This is a genomic window from Streptomyces sp. NPDC015144, assembly GCF_043079735.1.
Lineage (GTDB): Bacteria > Actinomycetota > Actinomycetes > Streptomycetales > Streptomycetaceae > Streptomyces.
Genome location: NZ_JBIBUU010000008.1, coordinates 101,737 through 119,719 on the forward strand (window position 1 = coordinate 101,737; position 17,983 = coordinate 119,719).

General features: G+C 74.5%; 17 protein-coding genes. 13 read left to right on the top strand and 4 right to left on the bottom strand.

Annotated features, from left to right (window positions below; genetic code table 11):
* Nucleotides 1–132: 132 nt before the first annotated feature.
* The 4 genes from ACF08W_RS16135 (at nucleotide 133) to ACF08W_RS16150 (ending at nucleotide 3,089) form a co-directional block, all read left to right on the top strand.
* Nucleotides 133–549 carry a DUF4190 domain-containing protein gene (locus ACF08W_RS16135; RefSeq protein ID WP_392279603.1) on the top strand — a complete coding sequence of 139 codons (417 nt, stop codon included), beginning with the start codon at nucleotides 133–135 and terminating at the stop codon, nucleotides 547–549.
* Between the two features lie 59 nt (nucleotides 550–608).
* A complete protein-coding gene (locus ACF08W_RS16140; RefSeq protein ID WP_392279604.1) occupies nucleotides 609–2,120 on the top strand; it encodes an alpha/beta hydrolase in 1,512 nt (503 codons plus the stop codon).
* 121 nt (nucleotides 2,121–2,241) lie between these two features.
* Complete coding sequence (locus tag ACF08W_RS16145) at nucleotides 2,242–2,721, top strand: GNAT family N-acetyltransferase (RefSeq protein ID WP_352277920.1); 480 nt, start codon at nucleotides 2,242–2,244, stop codon at nucleotides 2,719–2,721.
* Between the two features lie 50 nt (nucleotides 2,722–2,771).
* Entirely contained in the window at nucleotides 2,772–3,089 is a 318-nt protein-coding gene (locus ACF08W_RS16150) for a cupin (RefSeq protein WP_352277922.1), read from the top strand.
* Here ACF08W_RS16150 and ACF08W_RS16155 read toward each other — a convergent pair.
* Nucleotides 3,079–4,332 (bottom strand): MFS transporter, encoded by a 1,254-nt coding sequence (locus ACF08W_RS16155; RefSeq protein ID WP_392279605.1) that lies wholly within the window; start codon nucleotides 4,330–4,332, stop codon nucleotides 3,079–3,081. The genes ACF08W_RS16150 and ACF08W_RS16155 overlap by 11 nt on opposite strands.
* A gap of 79 nt (nucleotides 4,333–4,411) precedes the next feature.
* Between ACF08W_RS16155 and ACF08W_RS16160 the strand changes: the two genes are divergently transcribed.
* Both ACF08W_RS16160 and ACF08W_RS16165 read left to right on the top strand, forming a co-directional pair.
* Nucleotides 4,412–5,311, top strand: coding sequence for a LysR family transcriptional regulator (locus ACF08W_RS16160; protein ID WP_392279606.1), 900 nt, complete (start codon nucleotides 4,412–4,414; stop codon nucleotides 5,309–5,311).
* A 107-nt stretch (nucleotides 5,312–5,418) separates the two neighbouring features.
* On the top strand, nucleotides 5,419–6,354 hold the full coding sequence (locus ACF08W_RS16165; RefSeq protein WP_392279607.1) for a carbohydrate kinase: 936 nt from the start codon (nucleotides 5,419–5,421) through the stop codon (nucleotides 6,352–6,354).
* Nucleotides 6,355–6,360: 6 nt separating this feature from the next.
* On the opposite strand, the gene ACF08W_RS16170 is transcribed toward ACF08W_RS16165, so the two are convergent.
* Entirely contained in the window at nucleotides 6,361–7,653 is a 1,293-nt protein-coding gene (locus tag ACF08W_RS16170; protein WP_392279608.1) for a hypothetical protein, read from the bottom strand.
* 197 nt (nucleotides 7,654–7,850) lie between these two features.
* Here ACF08W_RS16170 and ACF08W_RS16175 point away from each other — a divergent pair, with 197 nt between their 5' ends.
* The 4 genes from ACF08W_RS16175 to ACF08W_RS16190 all read left to right on the top strand — a co-directional run bounded on the left by ACF08W_RS16175 (nucleotide 7,851) and on the right by ACF08W_RS16190 (nucleotide 12,761).
* The gene (locus tag ACF08W_RS16175; protein ID WP_392279609.1) at nucleotides 7,851–9,128 is read left to right on the top strand and encodes a beta-ketoacyl-[acyl-carrier-protein] synthase family protein; all 1,278 of its coding nucleotides are present in this window, start codon (nucleotides 7,851–7,853) and stop codon (nucleotides 9,126–9,128) included.
* Between the two features lie 13 nt (nucleotides 9,129–9,141).
* A complete protein-coding gene (locus ACF08W_RS16180; protein WP_392279610.1) occupies nucleotides 9,142–11,004 on the top strand; it encodes an acyl-CoA dehydrogenase in 1,863 nt (620 codons plus the stop codon).
* Nucleotides 11,005–11,265: 261 nt separating this feature from the next.
* The gene (locus ACF08W_RS16185) at nucleotides 11,266–11,541 is read left to right on the top strand and encodes an acyl carrier protein (protein ID WP_385212499.1); all 276 of its coding nucleotides are present in this window, start codon (nucleotides 11,266–11,268) and stop codon (nucleotides 11,539–11,541) included.
* Nucleotides 11,538–12,761: a beta-ketoacyl-[acyl-carrier-protein] synthase family protein gene (locus tag ACF08W_RS16190; protein WP_392279611.1), complete on the top strand. Its 1,224-nt coding sequence runs from the start codon at nucleotides 11,538–11,540 to the stop codon at nucleotides 12,759–12,761. The genes ACF08W_RS16185 and ACF08W_RS16190 overlap by 4 nt, the downstream gene beginning before the upstream one ends.
* A gap of 101 nt (nucleotides 12,762–12,862) precedes the next feature.
* On the opposite strand, the gene ACF08W_RS16195 is transcribed toward ACF08W_RS16190, so the two are convergent.
* Complete coding sequence (locus ACF08W_RS16195; protein WP_392279612.1) at nucleotides 12,863–13,837, bottom strand: PRC and DUF2382 domain-containing protein; 975 nt, start codon at nucleotides 13,835–13,837, stop codon at nucleotides 12,863–12,865.
* A 347-nt stretch (nucleotides 13,838–14,184) separates the two neighbouring features.
* Here ACF08W_RS16195 and ACF08W_RS16200 point away from each other — a divergent pair, with 347 nt between their 5' ends.
* On the top strand, nucleotides 14,185–14,835 hold the full coding sequence (locus ACF08W_RS16200; RefSeq protein ID WP_392279713.1) for an adenosylcobinamide amidohydrolase: 651 nt from the start codon (nucleotides 14,185–14,187) through the stop codon (nucleotides 14,833–14,835).
* 52 nt (nucleotides 14,836–14,887) lie between these two features.
* Here ACF08W_RS16200 and ACF08W_RS16205 read toward each other — a convergent pair whose 3' ends face one another.
* Nucleotides 14,888–15,793 (bottom strand): RNA polymerase sigma factor SigF, encoded by a 906-nt coding sequence (locus ACF08W_RS16205; protein ID WP_385212491.1) that lies wholly within the window; start codon nucleotides 15,791–15,793, stop codon nucleotides 14,888–14,890.
* A gap of 423 nt (nucleotides 15,794–16,216) precedes the next feature.
* Between ACF08W_RS16205 and ACF08W_RS16210 the strand changes: the two genes are divergently transcribed.
* Both ACF08W_RS16210 and ACF08W_RS16215 read left to right on the top strand, forming a co-directional pair.
* Complete coding sequence (locus ACF08W_RS16210; protein ID WP_392279613.1) at nucleotides 16,217–17,137, top strand: NADP-dependent oxidoreductase; 921 nt, start codon at nucleotides 16,217–16,219, stop codon at nucleotides 17,135–17,137.
* On the top strand, nucleotides 17,134–17,883 hold the full coding sequence (locus tag ACF08W_RS16215; protein WP_385212487.1) for a GNAT family N-acetyltransferase: 750 nt from the start codon (nucleotides 17,134–17,136) through the stop codon (nucleotides 17,881–17,883). The genes ACF08W_RS16210 and ACF08W_RS16215 overlap by 4 nt, the downstream gene beginning before the upstream one ends.
* Nucleotides 17,884–17,983 lie beyond the last annotated feature (100 nt).

The window sequence follows — 17,983 nt, forward strand, 5'->3', positions numbered from 1 at the left end:
TATGGCCGGACGGCCCAGCGAGACCCTCCCCCGATCGGGGGAGCGGATTCTCCCACCTTTCCGTGATGTCTCCGCGCACCCCGAAATCCAGAATCGGGACCTCGCCGACCGACAGGACGAAAGGACGGGCCGATGAACGCCCAGGGAACCGGGACACCGCTGAACCGCACGGCACCGGAGCGGACACCTCTCACGGGGGGCCGGACCGCACCCGCCGGCACCGGACCGGGCCCCGCGCGGAACGGCCTGGCCCCGGCCGCCATGACACTCGGCATCGCCGGCCTCCTCACCTCCGTCGTGCTCGTCGGCGGCCCCCTCGCCGTGTGCGGCCTGATCCTGGGCATCGCCGCGCTGATGACGGCCCGACGGACCGGAACCGGCCGGGGCAAGGCCCTCACCGCCCTGGTGACGTCGGCCCTCGCGATCGTGGTGTCCGGGCTGATCGCCGTCCTTCTGGCCTGGTACGCGAACCACACCCAGGCGTGCTACCAGCCCGACGGCCTCCGCCAGTACACGCAGTGCGTCCGCGCACACCTCGGCGCCAACTGACCCGCGCCACCGGACCCGGAACCGACAGCCCCTCCCTCCCGACAAGGACGAGCACCACCGTGCGCGACGGAAACACCCGCACCCCCTTCCTCGCCGCCGCCCTCGCGACGGCCGCCGCTTCGGCACTGGTCGTCGTCACGGCCTGCGCCGCGCCCGAGCGGCCCGGCCCCGCCCCGGCCAAGGACCCGCTGCGGCGGTACACCCAGCAGTCGCTCCACTGGAAACGCTGCGCGGAGAAGGAGCCCGCCGCCTTCCGCTGCACGACGGTCGAGGTACCGCTCGACTACCGCGACCCCGGCGGCAGAACCATCGGCATCGCGATATCCCGGCTGAGGGCCGGCAGCGCGAAGGACCGCCACGGCGTCCTGCTGCTGAACCCGGGCGGCCCCGGGGCACCGGGACTGGACCTGCCCGTCGACCCGCTCATGAAGTTCCCCGCCGAGGTGAAGCGGCGGTTCGACCTCGTCGGATTCGACGCCAGGGGCACCGGCCGCAGCGCACCGGTCAGTTGCGGCCTGACCGCGGAGGAACAGGCCGACCATCCGTACAGGGCGGAGACCTTCGCCGAGGACGTGGACCGGGCGCGGACGATCGCCGCGAAGTGCCGGGCCGCCGCCGGTGACGAACTGCCCCGGCTCACCACCCGCAACAGCGCGCGCGACATGGATGTCATCCGTGCCGTGCTGGGCGAGAAGAAGATCTCCTACCTCGGATACTCCTACGGCACCTACCTCGGCGCCGTCTACACGCAGCTGTTCCCCCGCCGCGTCGACCGCGTCGTCCTCGACAGCGCGACCGACCCCACCCGGATCTACCGGGGCATGTTCCAGGACATGGCGAAGGCGGCGGAGCGGGCGTTCACCCGATGGACCGGATGGGCCGCCCGGCGGCACACCACGTACGGGCTGGGCGGCACCCCGGCCGAAGTCCGCCGGACCTTCTGGGACCTGGTCGCGCGGGCGGACCGCGAGCCGATCGCGTTCGAGGGGCAGAGTCTCACCGGCGACGACCTCCGCGCCGACAACGGCATGTTCTTCCACCTCCGGACGGCCGCCGAACGGATCGCCGGGCTGAAGAGGGCGGCCGGGACCGGGAACCCGGCGCGGTCCGGCACGGCCGGTGCGGCCGAGGAGGGCGACGACACCTACGTCTCCGCCGCCTGGTCCTACCTGTGCGCCGACACCCGCACCTGGCCGCACGACCCCGAGCGGTACCGCCGGGAGGCGATCCGTGACACGGCCCGCTATCCGCTGTACGGCGACTTCGCGTCGGCCATCACCCCTTGTGCCTTCTGGAAACCGGGCAGCGAGCCGCAGACCACCGTCGACAACGGGACCGGAGCGCTGATCGTGCAGAACGAGTGGGACCCCCAGACCCCGATCTTCGCCGGGCGGGCCATGCACCGGGCCCTGCGCGGCTCCCGGATGCTCACCGTCGCCGACGGCGAGGGACACGGAGTCCTCTACGCGCCCGGCGGCGATTCCTGCGCGGACACGGCGGCCACGGCCTACCTGACCACGGGCCGGCTCCCCGCCGAGGATGTGACCTGCCGGGCCGGGGCCGAGCGGTAGCCCGCCACGGCGCGCTTCCCGCCGCCCGAGGACCGGCCGAACCAGGCCCCCGCGGACCGGGTAGGTTCGGCCACGACGACGGGCGGCCCGCCGGGGCCGGCCGGACAGGAGGGGTGGAAAGGTGCCGAACGATTCCGTACCGGAGGACCGGGTGGTGCTCCGAGGGGCGACCGCGCAGGACGCCGGGCCGCTCACCCGGCTCTTCCTCGACTCGCGCGCCGCGGCCATGCCGTATCTGCCGAAGGTGCACAGCGACGAGGAGACCCTCGCCTGGATGACCCATGTGGTCCTGCCCGGCACCGCGGTGCGGATCGCCGAGACCGGGGCCGGCGAGCTGCTCGGTTTCTCCTCCGTGGACGGGACCGAGCTGGAACACCTCTACCTCCGTCCCGATGTACGGCGTCGGGGCATCGGTTCGCTGCTGCTGGCCGAGGCACGCGAGCGTGCGGCCGGGGAGCTCACGCTCCACGTCTTCCAGCGCAACACCGACGCCCGGGCCTTCTACGAGCGGCACGGATTCACCGCCGTCGCCTTCGACGACGGGAGCCGCAACGAGGAGGGGGAACCGGACGTCAGATACCGCTGGACGGCAGGCGGCTGACCGGCCGCGGCAGGATCGCGGCCGGGCGGACCCTGCGGCACAGTGGGCACATGGACGACCTGAACAGCCTCGCCGACGAGCACCTGACCGCGGCCCGTGCCTCCGCGCACGGCCGCAGCGCCCACCGTCTGCTGCACGAGGAGCCCCTGCGGCAGACCGTCATCGCCCTCACCGCGGGCTCCGCCCTCGACGAGCACAACGCCCCCGCCGCCGCCTCGCTCCAGGTGCTCCGCGGCCGGGTCCGGCTCACGGCGGCCTCCGGCGACGTGGAGCTGGGGGCCGGCGGGCTCCAGCCGATCCCGCAGGAGCGGCACGGGCTGCTGGCCCTGGAGGACGCCGTGGTGCTGCTGACCGCCGTCAACGAGTGACAGCACCGGGGCCGGGGACCGCCCGGACCCGCTCCAGGACCCACACGGCCAGGCTGCCCGCGGCGAGCGCGCCGCCCAGCAGGCAGACACCGCTCCAGCCGGCCCGGGACCAGACCACCGAGGCGAGCGCGGCCCCGGCCGCCCCGCCCATGAAGAACAGCGTCATGAAGGCGGAGTTGATCCGGTTGCGGGCCTCCGGACGGAGCGCGTAGATCACGTTCTGACTGCTGTTGAGCCCGGCCTGCTGGGCGATGTTCAGCAGGACCACGCCCACCGTGAGCCAGAACAGCGAGGTCCCCCCGGCCAGCAGCGGCAGCCAGGCGAGCGTCAGGAGCAGGGCGGCCGTCGCCGAGACCGCCTGCACCCGGCCCCGGTCGCCGAGCCGCGCCGCGATGTTCATGCCGATCACCCCGATGACCCCCACCAGACCGAACCCCCCGATGGCGGCCGCGTTCCAGCCGAAGGGGGAGCCGGCCAGCAGGAAGGTCAGCGAGGTCAGCTGCACGCTGTACGAGGCCATGGAGAACGCGCCGAAGGCGGCCCGGCGGCGCAGCACGGGCTCCTCGCGCAGCAGCGCCAGCGTGGAGCGCAGCAGTCCGGTGTACGGGATCGAGGCCGTGCCGCCCGGCCGGGGCAGCCGGGGCAGCCGACGGTGCAGGAGCACCGCCATGACGGCCATGAGCGCGGCGTTCACCCAGTACACGGTCCGCCAGCCGCCCAGTTCGGCGAGCGCGCCGGCGGCCATCCGCCCGACCAGTCCGCCGAGCAGCACCCCGGACATCACGATGCCGACGACGCGGCCGCGCTCGGCCGGGGCGGCGAGCGTCGCCGCGAACGGCACCACCACCTGCGCCCCGACCGAGGTCAGCGCGGTCAGCAGGGTCCCCGCGACGAGCAGCGGCCCGGTCGGCGCGGCGGCCGTCGCCAGCAGGAAGAACGAGGTGAGGGCGAACAGCCCCACCGCGAGCCGCCGCCGGTCCAGGACGTCCCCGAGCGGGACGAGGAGGATCAGCCCCAGCGCGTAACCGGCCTGGGCGGCGGTGACGATGAGTCCGGCCGCGGTCGGCCCCAGGTGCAGACGGGCCTGGATGACGTCGAGGAGCGGCTGCGCGAAGTAGTTGCCCGCGCAGGAGAGGGCGGCGGCGAGCGCCATCAGCAGAACCAGGCCGCGTCCGAGGGCGGGCGGTCGGGAGGGGACGCCGGGGACGGCCCGGCCGGGAATTTCCTGAGTGGTGTGAGCCATGCGCCCAGCTTCCGGGAGCCACCATCCATGAGTCCAACACATGTTTTTCATTTCATCGATCGTGATTCACGATGGACGCATGGAACTTCAGCAGATGCGCTACGTCGTCGCGGTCGCGGAACTCGGCAGCTTCACCCGCGCCGCGCAGCGGTGCCTGGTCGTCCAGTCGGCGCTGAGTCATCAGATCGCCCGGCTGGAGAAGGACCTGGGCGCCCGGCTCTTCGACCGCACCAGCCGCCGGGTCCGGCTCACCGCGGCGGGCGAGGCGTTCCTCCCGCAGGCCCGCCAGGCGCTCGACGCGGCGGAGCGGGCCCGCGCCGAGGTCGCGGCGACGGCGGGGGAGGTGCGCGGCCGTCTCGCGGTCGGGGTCATCCCGACGGTCTCCTCGGTCGACGTCCCGGCCGCGCTGCGGGCGTTCCACCTGCGCCACCCGCAGGTACGGATCGTGCTGCGCGAGGGGGCCAGCAAGGACCTCGTCCAGGAAGTGCGGGACGGGACGGTCGACGTGGCGTTCCTGGGCGTGCTGCCGAGCTACCGCCCCACGGGGGTGAACGACCACGAGCTGAGCACCGGCGAACTGGTCGCCGTCGTGGCCCCCACCCATCCGCTCGCCGCGGAGCGGCAGGTGGACCTCGCCCGGCTGGCGCGGGAGCTCTTCGTCGACTACCCGGACGGCACCGCGGCCCGCGCGCAGTCGGAGGAGGCGTTCGCCGCCCACGGACTCACCCGCGAGGTGGCCTGCGAGGTCAACGGCACCGACTTCATCGTCCGGCTGGTCCGCAGCGGCCTCGGCATCGCCCTGCTCCCGTCCGCCTTCGCGGCGGAACTGACCGGTGTCAGCGTGCTGTCCGTCGACGGAGCCCCGGCCCGCACGGAACGCCTGGTCTGGAGCCGCTTCCGGCCCACCCCGGCCGCCGCCGCGTTCCTGACCGGACTCGGCGTCGGCCCCGGCGACGAGGCCGGGCCCGGGGGCCGGTGACGCCGCCACCGGGCCGCGTCCCCGCACACGGCAGGATCGGGGGAACGGCCCCGGGCACCCGGCCGGCCGGGACACGTACACCAGCGCACGGTAGGAGACCCCACCCCATGCTCGACGGATTCGACCTGCTGGTCATCGGCGAGTGCGTCGCCGACATCGTCCGGCGGCCCGGCCTGGCCGACCGGGTCCACCCGGGCGGCAGCCCGGCCAACGTCGCCCACGGCCTGGCCCGGCTCGGCCACCCCACCACCCTGCTCACCCAGCTCGGGCCCGACGCCCACGGCCGGCTGATCCGGGATCATCTCGCCGGGGCGGGCGTCGAGGTCCGTACCGACGGCGCCACGGCCGCCACCCCGTCCGCCGCCGTGACCCTGGACGGGACGGGCCGGGCCACGTACACCTTCGACATCGGCTGGACGCTCGGCCCGGTCGCCCCGGAGCGGCCGCCGCACCACGTCCACACCGGCTCCGTCGCCGCCGTGCTGGAACCGGGCGGGGACACCGTCGTCGGCGCCGTCGAGTCGCTGCGGACCACCGCCACCGTCAGCTACGACCCCAATGTGCGCCCCGCGCTGATGGGGGACCGGGACGCCGCCCTGCGCCGGGTCGAGCGGTGCGTCGCGCTCAGCGACGTGGTCAAGGCCAGCGACGAGGACCTGGACTGGCTGTACCCCGGCGAGGAGCCGGAGCGGGTCGCCGAGCGGTGGCGGGCGAGCGGCCCGGCGCTCGTCCTGGTCACCCGGGGCGGCGACGGGGCGCTGGCGGTCTGGTCCGGCGGGCGGGAGGCGATCGCCGCGCTGCCCGCCGAGGTCGTCGACACCGTGGGGGCGGGCGACGCCTTCATGTCCGGCACCCTGCACGCCCTCGCCGCGCACGGGCTGCTCGGCGCGGCCGCCCGGGATCGGCTGCGCCGGGCCGACCGGGCCCTGGTCGCCGACGTCCTGCGGTACGCGGCGGCCTCGGCGGCGGTGACCGTGGCCCGGGCGGGCGCCAACCCGCCGGACGCGGCGGAGCTGCGGGCGGCGCTGGGGCCCGCCCGGTAGCCCGGGTCAGCCGGTCACGGTGGGGCGCGGGCCGCTGTCGTCGTCGAGGAACTCGACGACGGCGAGCGCGAACAGGGCGCACAGCGCGATCCACACCGTGACCAGTCCGGTCGGCCGGTCCCACACCAGCAGGACGGCGCCGGCCACCACGACCACCGTCCAGTTCAGCGGGCGCCGGGCGCGGTGCACCCACCGGCCGACGGGGCCGCCGGTGAACCCGGCCGCCTCCCGCACCGCTCCGATGCCGCCGCTCCACACCGCCGTCACCCGGGTCGCGGCACGGCCCGTACCGGTGAGCCACGCGGCGAGGGCCACCACGACGCCCAGCGTGACGACCAGCCGCACCAGCACCCGCATGGGTCCGGCCAGCGCGTCGAAGACCGCACCGGCGGCGGGCCGGGACACCCCGGAGGGCAGGCTGTCGAGGTAGAAGGCCCGGCCCAGCCACAGGGCCAGCCCCAGCACGGCCGCGCCCGCCCCCAACGCCAGTGCCGTCGCGACCAGCGCGCGCCGCCGGCGCACCGAGAGGAGCACCCCGCCCGCCGCCAGTGCCAGGGCGACCGGCGGCAGCCAGAGGCCGATGAGCTGGAGGGCCCGGAACCACATCGTCGCCCGGCCCACCGACGGGGCGGTGAGCACGGTGAAGTCGGTGTGGACGGCGGGGAGTTTCGCCGCCGCCTTCAGCCCCCGGTCGACGAGCCGTTGTTTCACCTGGTCGACGACGGGCGCGAGATCGACGGTGACGGTGTCGTCCGTGATCCGTACCGCTCCCTCCCGGCTCCCGGACAGGGCCTTCACCGCGGCGGACTGGGAGGCCCGGTTGAGATCGGTCCAGATCCTGGCGAAGGCGTCGCCGGAGACGAACCTCTCCACCGTCCCGTGCACGAACCCGGTGATGCCCGTGGTGAGGGGGCCGCTCAGCGTCGCCAGCGCCCGGTCGAGCGCGGGCCGGTCCGCGGGCGCCACATCGGCCAGCAGCGTCTTCACGTCCAGGTGCTGCATGACCGCGCCGGTGACGCGGTCGGTCACCGCCGTCCGCACCTCCGGGTCGGAGGCCAGCGGCGCCATCATCGCGACGTAGTTGCCGGTGTCGCCGATCTGGTTCTTCGCCCAGGTGGACACGATGCCCAGCGGGGTCAGGACGGTGGCGACGAGCACGAGCAGCACCGCGAGGGCCGACCGCGCACGGGGCGGGCGGTGCCGCGCGCCCCCGGCCTCCAGCGCTGCCACCCTGGCCCGCAGCGCCGCCAGTTCGCCGTTGTCCGGGGAGGGGCCGGCCCGGTCGTGCTCCGCTTCCATCCCTCCACCTGACGGCCTGCCGGGACGGGGCGCGTGGCGGGCTGCTGCGGATGGCGGAACGCGGTCACCACGGCGTGCGCCCCGGGACACGCGCCGGGCGAAGAAATGACCCGATCGGCTCATTGGCCGCATCCTCACCGGGGCTACGACCGTTCGACCACCAGTAGGGGTGATCGATTACAGCGGAGGGGGCGGAGATGACACGGGTCGGTACGGACGTGGCGGTGACGGGACTGGGGCTGGTGACTCCGGCGGGGGTGGACGAGGACACCTTCTGGGACGGGCTGTGCGCCGGGGTCTCCACGGCCCGTCGCTGCGAGGAACTGGCCGGTCTGCCGGTCGACTTCGGCTGCCCGGTGGACGGCGTCGACCTGGACGAGGCGATCGGCGGCCGTTCGGTCTGGCGGATGGCGAGGTTCGTGAAGATGGCGCTGCTCGCCGCCCGCCGGGCGGTGGCGGACGCCGGTCTGTCGCCGGACCGGTGGGACGGCGACCGGGTCGGGGTGGTGCTCGGGGTCGGGGTCGGCGGGGTGTCCGCGCTCGTGGACAACGTACGCAGGCTCGACGGCGGCGGGGCGGAGGCGGTGTCACCGCTCCTGGTCCCGATGATGATGCCCAACGCGGCGGCCGGGGAGGTGGCCATCGCGCTGCGGGCGTACGGCCCGAGCCTGGCCCCGGCGACCGCCTGCGCCTCCGGGGCGACCGCCCTCGCCCTCGCCCGCGACCTGCTGCTGGACGGCCGGTGCGACGTGGTGGTGGCGGGCGGCGCGGACGCCGTGCTCACCCCGTTGGTGGTGAGCGCCTTCGCCGGAATGGGGGCGCTCTCCCGGCGTACCGGCGATCCGGCGGGGGCCTCGCGGCCGTTCGCCGAGGACCGGGACGGGTTCGTGATCGGCGAGGGGTCCGGCGTACTGGTGCTGGAGCGGCCGGCCGACGCGCTCGCCCGGGGCGGCCGCCCGCGCGCCCTGCTGACCGGCGCCGGTTCCGCCACCGACGCCCACCACCCCACCGCGCCCGACCCGTCCGGGGGCGGGGCCCGCAAGGCCGTCACGGCCGCGCTGAACGAGGCCGGCTGGAGGCCCGACCAGGTCGACCACATCAACGCGCACGGCACCGCCACCCCGCTGAACGACGCGATGGAGGCCGCGCTCATCGCCGGGCTCTTCCCCCACCGCCCCTCGGTGACCGCCCCGAAGGGCGTGCTCGGGCACACCCTCGCGGCGTCCGGGGCGATCGAGGCGGCCGCCTGCGTGCTGACCCTGGAGCGCGGGACCGTACCGCCGATCGCCAACCTGGGCGCGGCGTCGGAGGAGTTCGATCTCGACTGCGTGACCGGTCGGGCCCGGTCCCAGGAGGTCGAACGGGTGCTCAGCCACTCCTTCGGATTCGGCGGGCACAACGTCGTCCTCGCCCTGCGGCGGTTCGGCACGGACCGTCCGTCGCCCTCAAACCGGGGTGTCCTCGACAATGCTTGATCGTTCTATTTTCATGACCGCAGCGACCGACCACACCTCCGCAGAACGGACCAGGGACCTCCTCACCGGTGTGCTACTCGGCGACGACTTCCGCCGGGAGCACGGTTTCTGGCAGCGGCTGATCCGTACCGAACCCTTCCGCCGCCCGGAGCGCGGCTCCACCGAGGAGGAACGCCGGGCCCTCGCGTACGAGCGGCTGCGCCACCTCAACGACAGCCTGGAGGGCGATGCCCCCCCGACCGGTCCCCGTGCGCTGGCCGCCCTGCACGAGTGGCTGGGCCCGGTGGACCCGGCGCTGACCACGGTGGCGGGCATCCACTACAACCTCTTCCTCGGCAGCCTCCTCGACCACGGCGGCGAACACCGCCGCGACCTCACGGACTTCCTGCGGCTGCGGCGCGTCGGCACGTTCCTCTGCACGGAGGTGGCGCACGGCAACGACGCGGTCGCCGTCGAGACCACGGCCGAGTACGACCGCGAGCGCGACGGCTTCGTCCTGAGCACCCCGCATGCCGGGGCGCAGAAGTTCATGCCCAACACCAGCCCGTGCGGCGGCCCCAAGTCCGGACTGGTGGCCGCACGCCTCCTCGTCGACGGCCGTGAACACGGTGTCTTCCTCTTCCTGGTGCCGCTCACCGACGAGGCGCGGACCCTGCCCGGCGTACGCGTGCGGCTGCTGCCCACCCGTACCGGCAGCCCGGTCGACCACTGTCTGACCTCCTTCGACCGGGTGTTCGTGGACCGCACCGCGCTCCTGGACGGGGAGCACGGCCGGATCGGCGAGGACGGGGAGTTCAGCAGCGCCGTCGCCAACCGCAGGCGCCGCTTCCTCGCGTCGATCGGACGGGTCACCTCCGGCAAGATCTCGATGACGGCCTGCGCGGTCGGCTGCGCGCGCGCGGCGCTCGCCGTCGCCGTCCGCTACGGGGGCCACCGCCTCATCTCCGGCCCCCGTGGCTCGGACCGGGTGCCGGTGATCGCGCACCGCAGCCACCACGGGCCGCTCGCCTCGGCGATGGCCACCGTCTTCGCGATGAGCCTGCTGCACCGCCGGGCCCTGGACCGCTGGGAGGCGGAGGGGCCGGGGGAGGAGGCGGAGCGGCTGGTCGCCGTCGTCAAGGGCTGGGTCACCTGGGAGGCCAGGTCGGTGATCGTGGAGTGCCGGGAACGCTGCGGCGCCCAGGCGCTCCTGGAGCACAACGGGCTGAGCGAACTCCTGACCGGGATCGAGGGCGCCATCACCGCCGAGGGGGACAACCTCGCCATCCACGCCAAGGCCGCCGCCGAGATGCTCTTCGCCACCGCCCCGGCCGGCCCCGGTCATCTCCCCGGCCCCCTTCCCGGGCCGGGCGCACTCGACGATCCCGGCTTCCTCGGGCGGCTGCTCGCCCGGCTGGAGGGGCTCTGGTTCGACCGGGCCCGTGAGCGGATGCGCCTGGTCCCGCACGGCGACCCGCTGGCGCGCTGGAACGCGGCCTCCGGGCCCGCGCTGCGCGGCGTCGAGGCGCACGCCCAGCGCCAGGCCGCCGAAGCGTACGCCCGGGCGGTGGCCGCGCTCCCCGAGGGGCCCGCCAGGGAACGGCTCGGCGCGCTGCAACGGCTCTTCGCACTCGAACGGATCGCCCGCGCCGGTGGCGATCTGCTGGCGGCGGGGCTGCTGACCGCCGATCAGGTCGACGGGCTGCCGGACCGGCTGGAGGAGCTGACTGCGGAGATCGCCCCGCACCTGCCCGAGCTGGCCGAGTCCTTCGCGCTGCCGCCGGAGGTGCTCGCCGACTGGCCCATCGCCCGCCCCGACTACGTGGACGTCTACGACGATCCCGAGGCCCCCTGGCGGCCGGACACGGACCGGGCGCCGTCCTCCGAGGAGCGGTGAGAACCATGAACAGAAGGAGAACAACCGTGCGTGGCAGTCAGGTCGGAGAGACGATCGGAGCCGTTGGCGTCCGCTTTGTCCTATTGGCGTACTGGAGTGCGACAGCCGTGCTGGCCCGCTGGTGCGAGGGGTGTGAGGAGAACGGTGCCGAATCGGTTCGGCGCAAGGCGTAACTGGACGCACTCCATCCAGTTGATCCGGCGTCGGGATGGTTTCGCCGCCGTCCCGGCAGTCCTTACCGAACGATGGAAAGAAAGAAACATGAGTACGATTCACCCGAGGATCGCCGAGGTGCTGACGCAGACCTTCAAAGTGCCCGCCGCGGATATCCACCCGAGTTCCACCATGGACAGCCTGGAGATGGACTCCCTCGCCGTCGCCGAGTTCGCCGTGCTCATCAGGGAGGCGACCGGCTGCGACCGGGAGTTCGAGCAGTTCCCCAAGGGCGCCACACTGGCCGACATCACCCGGTTCATGGACGCGGCGGCCGGCGGGGTCCGGCTGGGCGGCGAGGCAGCGATGAGCAAGGCCCGATGAGCAGGCCGGACATCGCCATCACCGGTCTGGGCATGATCACCCCGGTCGGCAACGACACCGAATCGACGTGGCGAGGGGTGTGCGGGGGCGTGTCGCCGGCGCGTACCGTCGCCGGGCTCGAAGGGTGCGCGATCGACTTCGCCTGCGTGGTCGACGGCATCGACCTGGACGCCGCGATCGGCGGCCGGGCGGCCTTCCGCATGGGGAAGTACGTGAAGCTCGCCATCCTCGCCGCCCGGGAGGCGGTCGCCGACGCCGGGCTCGACCCGGCACGGTGGGACGGCACCCGGGTCGCGGTGATCGTCGGCACCAGCAGCGGGGGCTCCACCTCGCTGACCGAGCAGGCCGTGGTGCTCGACCGGCTCGGGGCCGGGGCCACCTCGCCCTCGGCGATCCTGCTCACCATCCCGAACATGCCCGCCGCCGAGATCGCGATCCAGATGAAGGCCACCGGGCCGAGCATGGCCCCGTGCACCGCCTGCTCGTCCGGCGTCACCGCGCTGTCCGTCGCCCGCGACCTGCTGGTCAGTGGGCAGTGCGACATCGCACTCGCCGGGGCCACCGAGTCGATCGTCTACCCGGTCGCGATGGCGGGGTTCGCCAGGTCCGGTGCCGGCGCGCAGCGGGACGGGGACCCGGCCGGGCTGTGCCGCCCCTTCGCGGCCGACCGGGCCGGACTGGTGCTGGGCGAGGGCGCGGCCGTCATGGTGCTGGAACGGGCGGACGAGGCCCGGACCCGGGGCGCGGCCCCGCGGGCCCTGCTCGCGGGCACCGGTGCCACCACCGACGCCCACCACCCCATCAGCCCCCACCCCTCCGGGCGGATCGCCCAGGCGGCGGTGGAGGCCGCACTGCGCGACGCGGGCTGGGCCGCCGAGGACGTCGACCACGTCAACGCGCACGGCACGGCGACCACGGCCAACGACGCCATGGAGGCCGCCCTGATCTCCCGGGTCTTCCCGCACCGGCCGCCCGTCACCGCCCCCAAGGGCGTTCTCGGGCACTGCATGGGGGCGGCCGGGGCGATCGAGACCGGGCTCACCGTCCTCACGCTCCAGCGGGGCGTCGTGCCCCCGATCGCCAACCTCGACGTCCCGTCGCCCGAGTTCGACATCGACTGCGTCGTCAAACAACCGCTGCGGCAGCCCATCCGGCGGGCCGTCAGCCACTCCTTCGGATTCGGCGGACACAACGCCGTGATCGCTCTCCAGCGTCCGTAGGCATCCGGCAGGTGGTGCGACGGGGGGGAACACCGCCCGGCGTACCACCGGCCACCCCCCCCGTGCACCACCCGCGGAAACGCGCGGACCGGAGGGCCGGATCAGCGGCGGCGGCCGCGACCGAAGTCGCCGCCCATGCCCTTTCCGGGTATGTCCGTGCCGTCCGCGTAGTCGATCTGCTCCTTGCGCAGCTCCGCGGAGACCTCCTTCTGCTCGGTCACCTTCCTGGTCTCCATCCGCACCCGCTCGACGGGCACGGTCTCCTTGCTGGTGGTCGCGCGTTCCGCGTGCAGGGTGACCTCCACGTCCTGCTCGCGGATGTCCGGGTGCTGCGCCGCCGTCTTCTCGTCGGGGCGGAGCGGTTCCCGGATCAGCCGTACCTCCTCGTGCGTCACGGGCACGGTCCGGGTCACGTTCTCCGTGACGACGTACTTGTGGAGGCGTGCCCTACCGCTCTCGTACTCCTCGGTGCCGACGTGCAGCTGTTCCTCGGAGCGGATCATCTCGCCCTTGCCGCCCGGCTCGCCGGCGGAGCGCATGGGGCCCGCTCCGGCACCGGCCAGTGGACGGGAGGTCGTGGCCGTCCCGGTGGTCTCGTGGTGCATCGGCCGGCCGGGGGTGCCGGTCGCCCCGGGCGTTCCGGTCGGGGCGGTCCTGCCGGTCCCGGTGGTGCCGGCCGCGCCCATGGCCGTGGTGCCCGTACCGGTGCCGGTCGCGGTGTCCGTGCGGCCACGGGGCCTCATGGCGGTGGTGTTCCTGGGCAGGCCGTAGTGGTCGTACAGCTCCTCCTCCTCGGCCACGGACAGATGCGCGTCCGCGTCCACCCGGGGCGCGTCCTTGACACGGGTCTTCGGGTGCGAGATGTGCAGATCGGAACCCACCCGGCGGGCCCCGGCCAGCGGGACGAAACTCTCCTTCATGCCGAACAGGCCGGTCTTGACCGTGATCCAGTCCGGCCGGCCCGTGTTGTCGTCGACGTACACCCGGCCCACGGTGCCGACCTTCTCACCGTCGGTGTCGTACACCGTCAGGCCGTCGAGTTCTCCGGAATCCGTGAAACCGTCAGCGGCTGCCATGGTCGATTCCTCCTCCTCCGGGCGCGTCCTGCGGCGGGGGCCGCCAGGGGAGGCGCGTCCGTACTCCATCGCGCCTCACCCGGATGGACGGTGCAACCGGGTGAGGCGCCGCTCCCGGCGTTCGCCGTCCGCCCGGTCCGCGACGGCGGCCCGCGACGGGCTTGGACACCCGGCAGAAGCGTTGCGCCATTCGGGTGAGTCGATGGCCGGATCCGGCCGGTGCACGGTGGTGGCGGGCTTCGAACGAGCGCGGGGTACGTTGGCCTCCCGCACCGGTCCGACGGCGGAGAACGTCGGCCGCAGCCCCGCCGAGCCACCGGGAGTGTCCCATCCGTACCGTACGCAGCCTGCTGCCCGGACAGCGCGGCGAACTGCTCGCCCGGCACGAGGACGGGGCGGAGCTGCACCATCTGGTGTGGCGGCTGGGCCCGGGGTGGCGGGTCTGTGGCAGTGCGGTGCTCGGTGGCGGCATCGGCCCGCGTGAGTGGATCCTCAACGCCCAGGTGCCCGGTGGCTATCCGCGGACGGACCCCGACCGGCACCTCGCGGAGATCGCCGCCGCCGAACGGCTCACCGGCCCCGGCGCCGGGCTGATGACGGCCGCCGACGTGACCGCGTACACCGTGGCGGCCGACGGCGGGGTGACCGCGACCGCCACCTGCGGACTCGGGGTACGGGGCTGGGCCGCGGCCCCCGCCGAGGGCATCGACGGCCCGCCGCCCCCGGGCACGGTCAACATCGTGGTCACCGTCCCGGCGCCGCTCTCCGACGCCGCGCTCGTCAACGCCGTCGCCACGGCCACCGAGGCGAAGGTGCAGGCGCTCCTGGACGCGGGTCTGGACTGCTCGGGCACCCCCACGGACGCCGTCTGCGTCGCCGCCCCGGACCCGGGGGCGGGGCCCGCCGAACCCTTCGCGGGGCCCCGCTCGGTCTGGGGCGCGCGACTCGCCAGGGCGGTGCACGCCGCCGTGCGCGAAGGAGCGCTCCGCCAGCCCTGAGCGGGCCCGGCGCGGCGCCGGTCAAGGGCCCCGGGCACCTGGCGGCCCCGGCTCACTCCTCCACGAGCAGCCCGCTGCGGAGCTTGCGCAGGATCCGGCTGATCAGCCGCGAGACGTGCATCTGCGAGATGCCGAGCTCCGCACCGATCAGGGACTGCGTCATCTCATGGCCGAAACGCAGGTCGATGATGCGGCGCTCGCGCTCGTCCAGGCCGTCCAGCAGCGGGGCCAGCGTGTGCAGGTTCTCGACCGCCTCCAGCGCCGGGTCGGGGCCGCCCAGGACCTCCGCGAACGTGCGCGCCGGTGCGCGGAGCCGCCCCGCGTCCGAGGCGTCGGCCGGTACGTCCAGGGAGCCCGCCGCGTACCCGTTGGCCGCGACGATGCCCTCGATGATCTCGTCCTCGCCCAGCCCCATCCGCTCGGCCAGCTCCCGGACCGTGGGTTCCCGGTCCAGCTCGGTGAGGAGCGCCTCCTTGGCGCGGGCCAGGTCGACCCGCAGCTCCTGGAGGCGGCGCGGCACGTGGACCGCCCAGGTGGTGTCGCGGAAGAACCGCTTGATCTCCCCGGTGATGTAAGGGACCGCGAAGGAGGTGAACTCGACCTCGCGGGACAGCTCGAACCGGTCGATGGCCTTGATCAGCCCGATGGTGCCGACCTGGACGATGTCCTCCATGTCGTCGCCCCGGTTGCGGAACCGGCCCGCGGCGAACCGGACGAGCGAGAGGTTCATCTCGATCAGGGTGTTGCGCGCGTACTGATGGGCGGGGGTCCCCTCCTCCAGGGTCTGGAGGCGGTCGAAGAACAGCCGGGACAGCTCGCGGGCGTCGGCGGGGGCGACCCGTCCCGCGTCCTCGATCCACGGCAGGCCGCCGATGTCGCCGACGGCGGCCGGCGGCGGTCCGGGCCGGGCACGCTCCGCTCGCTCCGCACCGGCGGTCCGCGCAGTGTGCGCCCTCATTCCGTCACGCTCCCCTGGTCGTAGCCCGTGAGGTGTATGCACATGCCCAGGGACGCGGCACCCATGCGGACGGACCGGTGCCTGGCCGGGCCGTGTACCCCGGGATGGCCGGGAATCGCCGTACGCGGCGACCGGCCGCCGGGCGGGGCCGTGCGGACAGCGCAACCGCCCCACCGGTACGGGGGAGCCCGGTGGGGCGGTCGTCCTCCAGACTGCCACAGCCGGGGGGCGGTACGGGGCCGACCGGCGCATATGCGGCGCTAGTTGAGTCGAAATCGACGGTCCCGCCCCGCGGCTCCCGGCCCCACAGGGCACCCGCCGGAACCGGAACCTGGGAATACCCGGGCGGGCGGGGGACTTGCCGCTGCTGGGCGGCCGGTGCGGCCGCCCAGCCGGTGCCCTGCGGCAGCAGAGAGGAAGCCCATGCCCAAGGCGTATGTGTTCACCCGCTACGGCGGTCCCGAGACGGAGGCCCTCGCCGAGCAGGACAAACCGGTACCCGGACCGGGCGAACTGCTCGTCGCGGTCCGGGCCGCCGGGGTCAACCCGGTCGACTGGAAACTGCGCACGGGGTACGTCAGGCCCGGCAGCGAGCCGCAGCCCTTCCCCACCGTGTTCGGCAGCGAGGCCGCCGGGACGGTCGAGGCGGTCGGTCCGGACACCGAGGGCTTCGCGGTCGGCGACGAGGTCTTCGGCAACCCGGTGACCGGCGGCTACGCCGAGTACACGCTGATGCCCGTCGCCGTCACCGCGCACAAGCCCGCCGGGCTGTCCTTCACCGACGCGGCGACGCTGCCGGTCGCGGCGGCCACCGCGTACGACGCGATCCACCAGCTGGACCTGGCGGCGGGGGCGACCCTGCTGATCACCGGCGGCGGTGGCGGGGTCGGCAGTGCCGCGATCCAGCTCGCCCGACACCGGGGCGTCCGGGTGGTCGGCGTCGCGAGCCCGGCCAAGAAGGAGTTCGTCGAGTCGCTCGGCGCGGTGCACGTCGCGTCCGGCCCCGGACTCGCCGAGCGGGTGCGGGAGGCGGCCCCCGAAGGGGTGGACGCGGTCGTCGACCTGGTCGGCGGCGACACCCTGCGGGCCGCGGCGGCCCTGCTCGACGATCCGGCCGACCTCATCGGCATCGGGGACAAGCAGCTCGTGGTGGAGCTCGGCGGCGCGGCCGTCCGGCGGGCCCGCACCGCGGCGGTCCTCGAAGCGCTGGCACGGCTCACCGAGGACGGCGTGCTGCGGACCCATGTCGACCGGACCTACCCGCTCACCCGTGCGGGCGACGCGCTGCGCGCCGTGGAGCAGGGCCACGCACGCGGCAAGACCGTGATCGAGGTGGCCCGGTGAGGGCTCCGGACGGCACGCATCCGCTGGACAACCCGGTCCGCGCCGCGCTGACCGGGCCGCACGCCCGGTTCGCCGAGCGCCGTGGCCGGATCCTGCGCTACCCGATGGACGTGGCCCCGTGGGTCGCCCTCCCGGACGAGCCGGAGGCCCGGGACTGGGCGGACGCGGCGGCCCTGGTCGGGCCCGGCGGCGCCATCAGCATCACCGCCTTCCGGGAGCCGCCGCCGGACGACTGGGAGGTCGTCTTCGACATCGACGGCGTCCAGCTCGTCGACGCCGGGGTCGCCACCGAACCCTTCCCCGGCGCCGTGCGGCTCGGCCCCGCCGACGTACCGGAGATGCTCGCCCTGGTCGAGCGGACCCGGCCGGGTCCGTTCCTGCCCCGCACCGTCGAGCTCGGCACCTACCTCGGGGTGCGGCGCGAGGGGGTGCTCGTCGCCATGGCGGGCGAGCGGATGGTCCTGCCGGGCTGGTCCGAGATCAGCGCCGTCTGCACCGACGAGTCCGTGCGCGGGCAGGGCCTGGGCACCGGACTGGTGCGTGCTGTCTCCCACGCGATCAAGGAGCGCGGCGACACGCCGTTCCTGCACGCGGCCGCCGCCAACACGAACGCCGTCCGGCTCTACGAAGCCATGGGGTTCGTGCTCCGCCGCCGCACGTCCTTCCTCGGGGCGCTGGCCCCGGACCGGCCGGCCTCCGACCCGTCGGCCTCCGACGGCGACCGTCCCGCCGCGGCCGTGCGCTGACCCCGGCCCGGGGTGTCCGGCCGGCCTCTGCCGGACACCCCGCCCGGTCGGACGGTCCGGTTCTCGGGACCTTCGGCGCGGACCGGAAGGCCCTACGACT

Bases quoted from the DNA above. Each gene is read 5' to 3' on its own strand.
- ACF08W_RS16160 (WP_392279606.1), top strand. From the start codon at position 4,412: ATGGAACTTCAGCAGATGCGCTACGTCGTCGCGGTCGCGGAACTCGGC.
- ACF08W_RS16185 (WP_385212499.1), top strand. From the start codon at position 11,266: ATGAGTACGATTCACCCGAGGATCGCCGAGGTGCTGACGCAGACCTTC.
- ACF08W_RS16205 (WP_385212491.1), bottom strand. From the start codon at position 15,793: ATGAGGGCGCACACTGCGCGGACCGCCGGTGCGGAGCGAGCGGAGCGT.
- ACF08W_RS16210 (WP_392279613.1), top strand. From the start codon at position 16,217: ATGCCCAAGGCGTATGTGTTCACCCGCTACGGCGGTCCCGAGACGGAG.
- ACF08W_RS16150 (WP_352277922.1), top strand. From the start codon at position 2,772: ATGGACGACCTGAACAGCCTCGCCGACGAGCACCTGACCGCGGCCCGT.
- ACF08W_RS16155 (WP_392279605.1), bottom strand. From the start codon at position 4,332: ATGGCTCACACCACTCAGGAAATTCCCGGCCGGGCCGTCCCCGGCGTC.
- ACF08W_RS16165 (WP_392279607.1), top strand. From the start codon at position 5,419: ATGCTCGACGGATTCGACCTGCTGGTCATCGGCGAGTGCGTCGCCGAC.
- ACF08W_RS16175 (WP_392279609.1), top strand. From the start codon at position 7,851: ATGACACGGGTCGGTACGGACGTGGCGGTGACGGGACTGGGGCTGGTG.
- ACF08W_RS16180 (WP_392279610.1), top strand. From the start codon at position 9,142: ATGACCGCAGCGACCGACCACACCTCCGCAGAACGGACCAGGGACCTC.
- ACF08W_RS16135 (WP_392279603.1), top strand. From the start codon at position 133: ATGAACGCCCAGGGAACCGGGACACCGCTGAACCGCACGGCACCGGAG.
- ACF08W_RS16190 (WP_392279611.1), top strand. From the start codon at position 11,538: ATGAGCAGGCCGGACATCGCCATCACCGGTCTGGGCATGATCACCCCG.
- ACF08W_RS16170 (WP_392279608.1), bottom strand. From the start codon at position 7,653: ATGGAAGCGGAGCACGACCGGGCCGGCCCCTCCCCGGACAACGGCGAA.
- ACF08W_RS16195 (WP_392279612.1), bottom strand. From the start codon at position 13,837: ATGGCAGCCGCTGACGGTTTCACGGATTCCGGAGAACTCGACGGCCTG.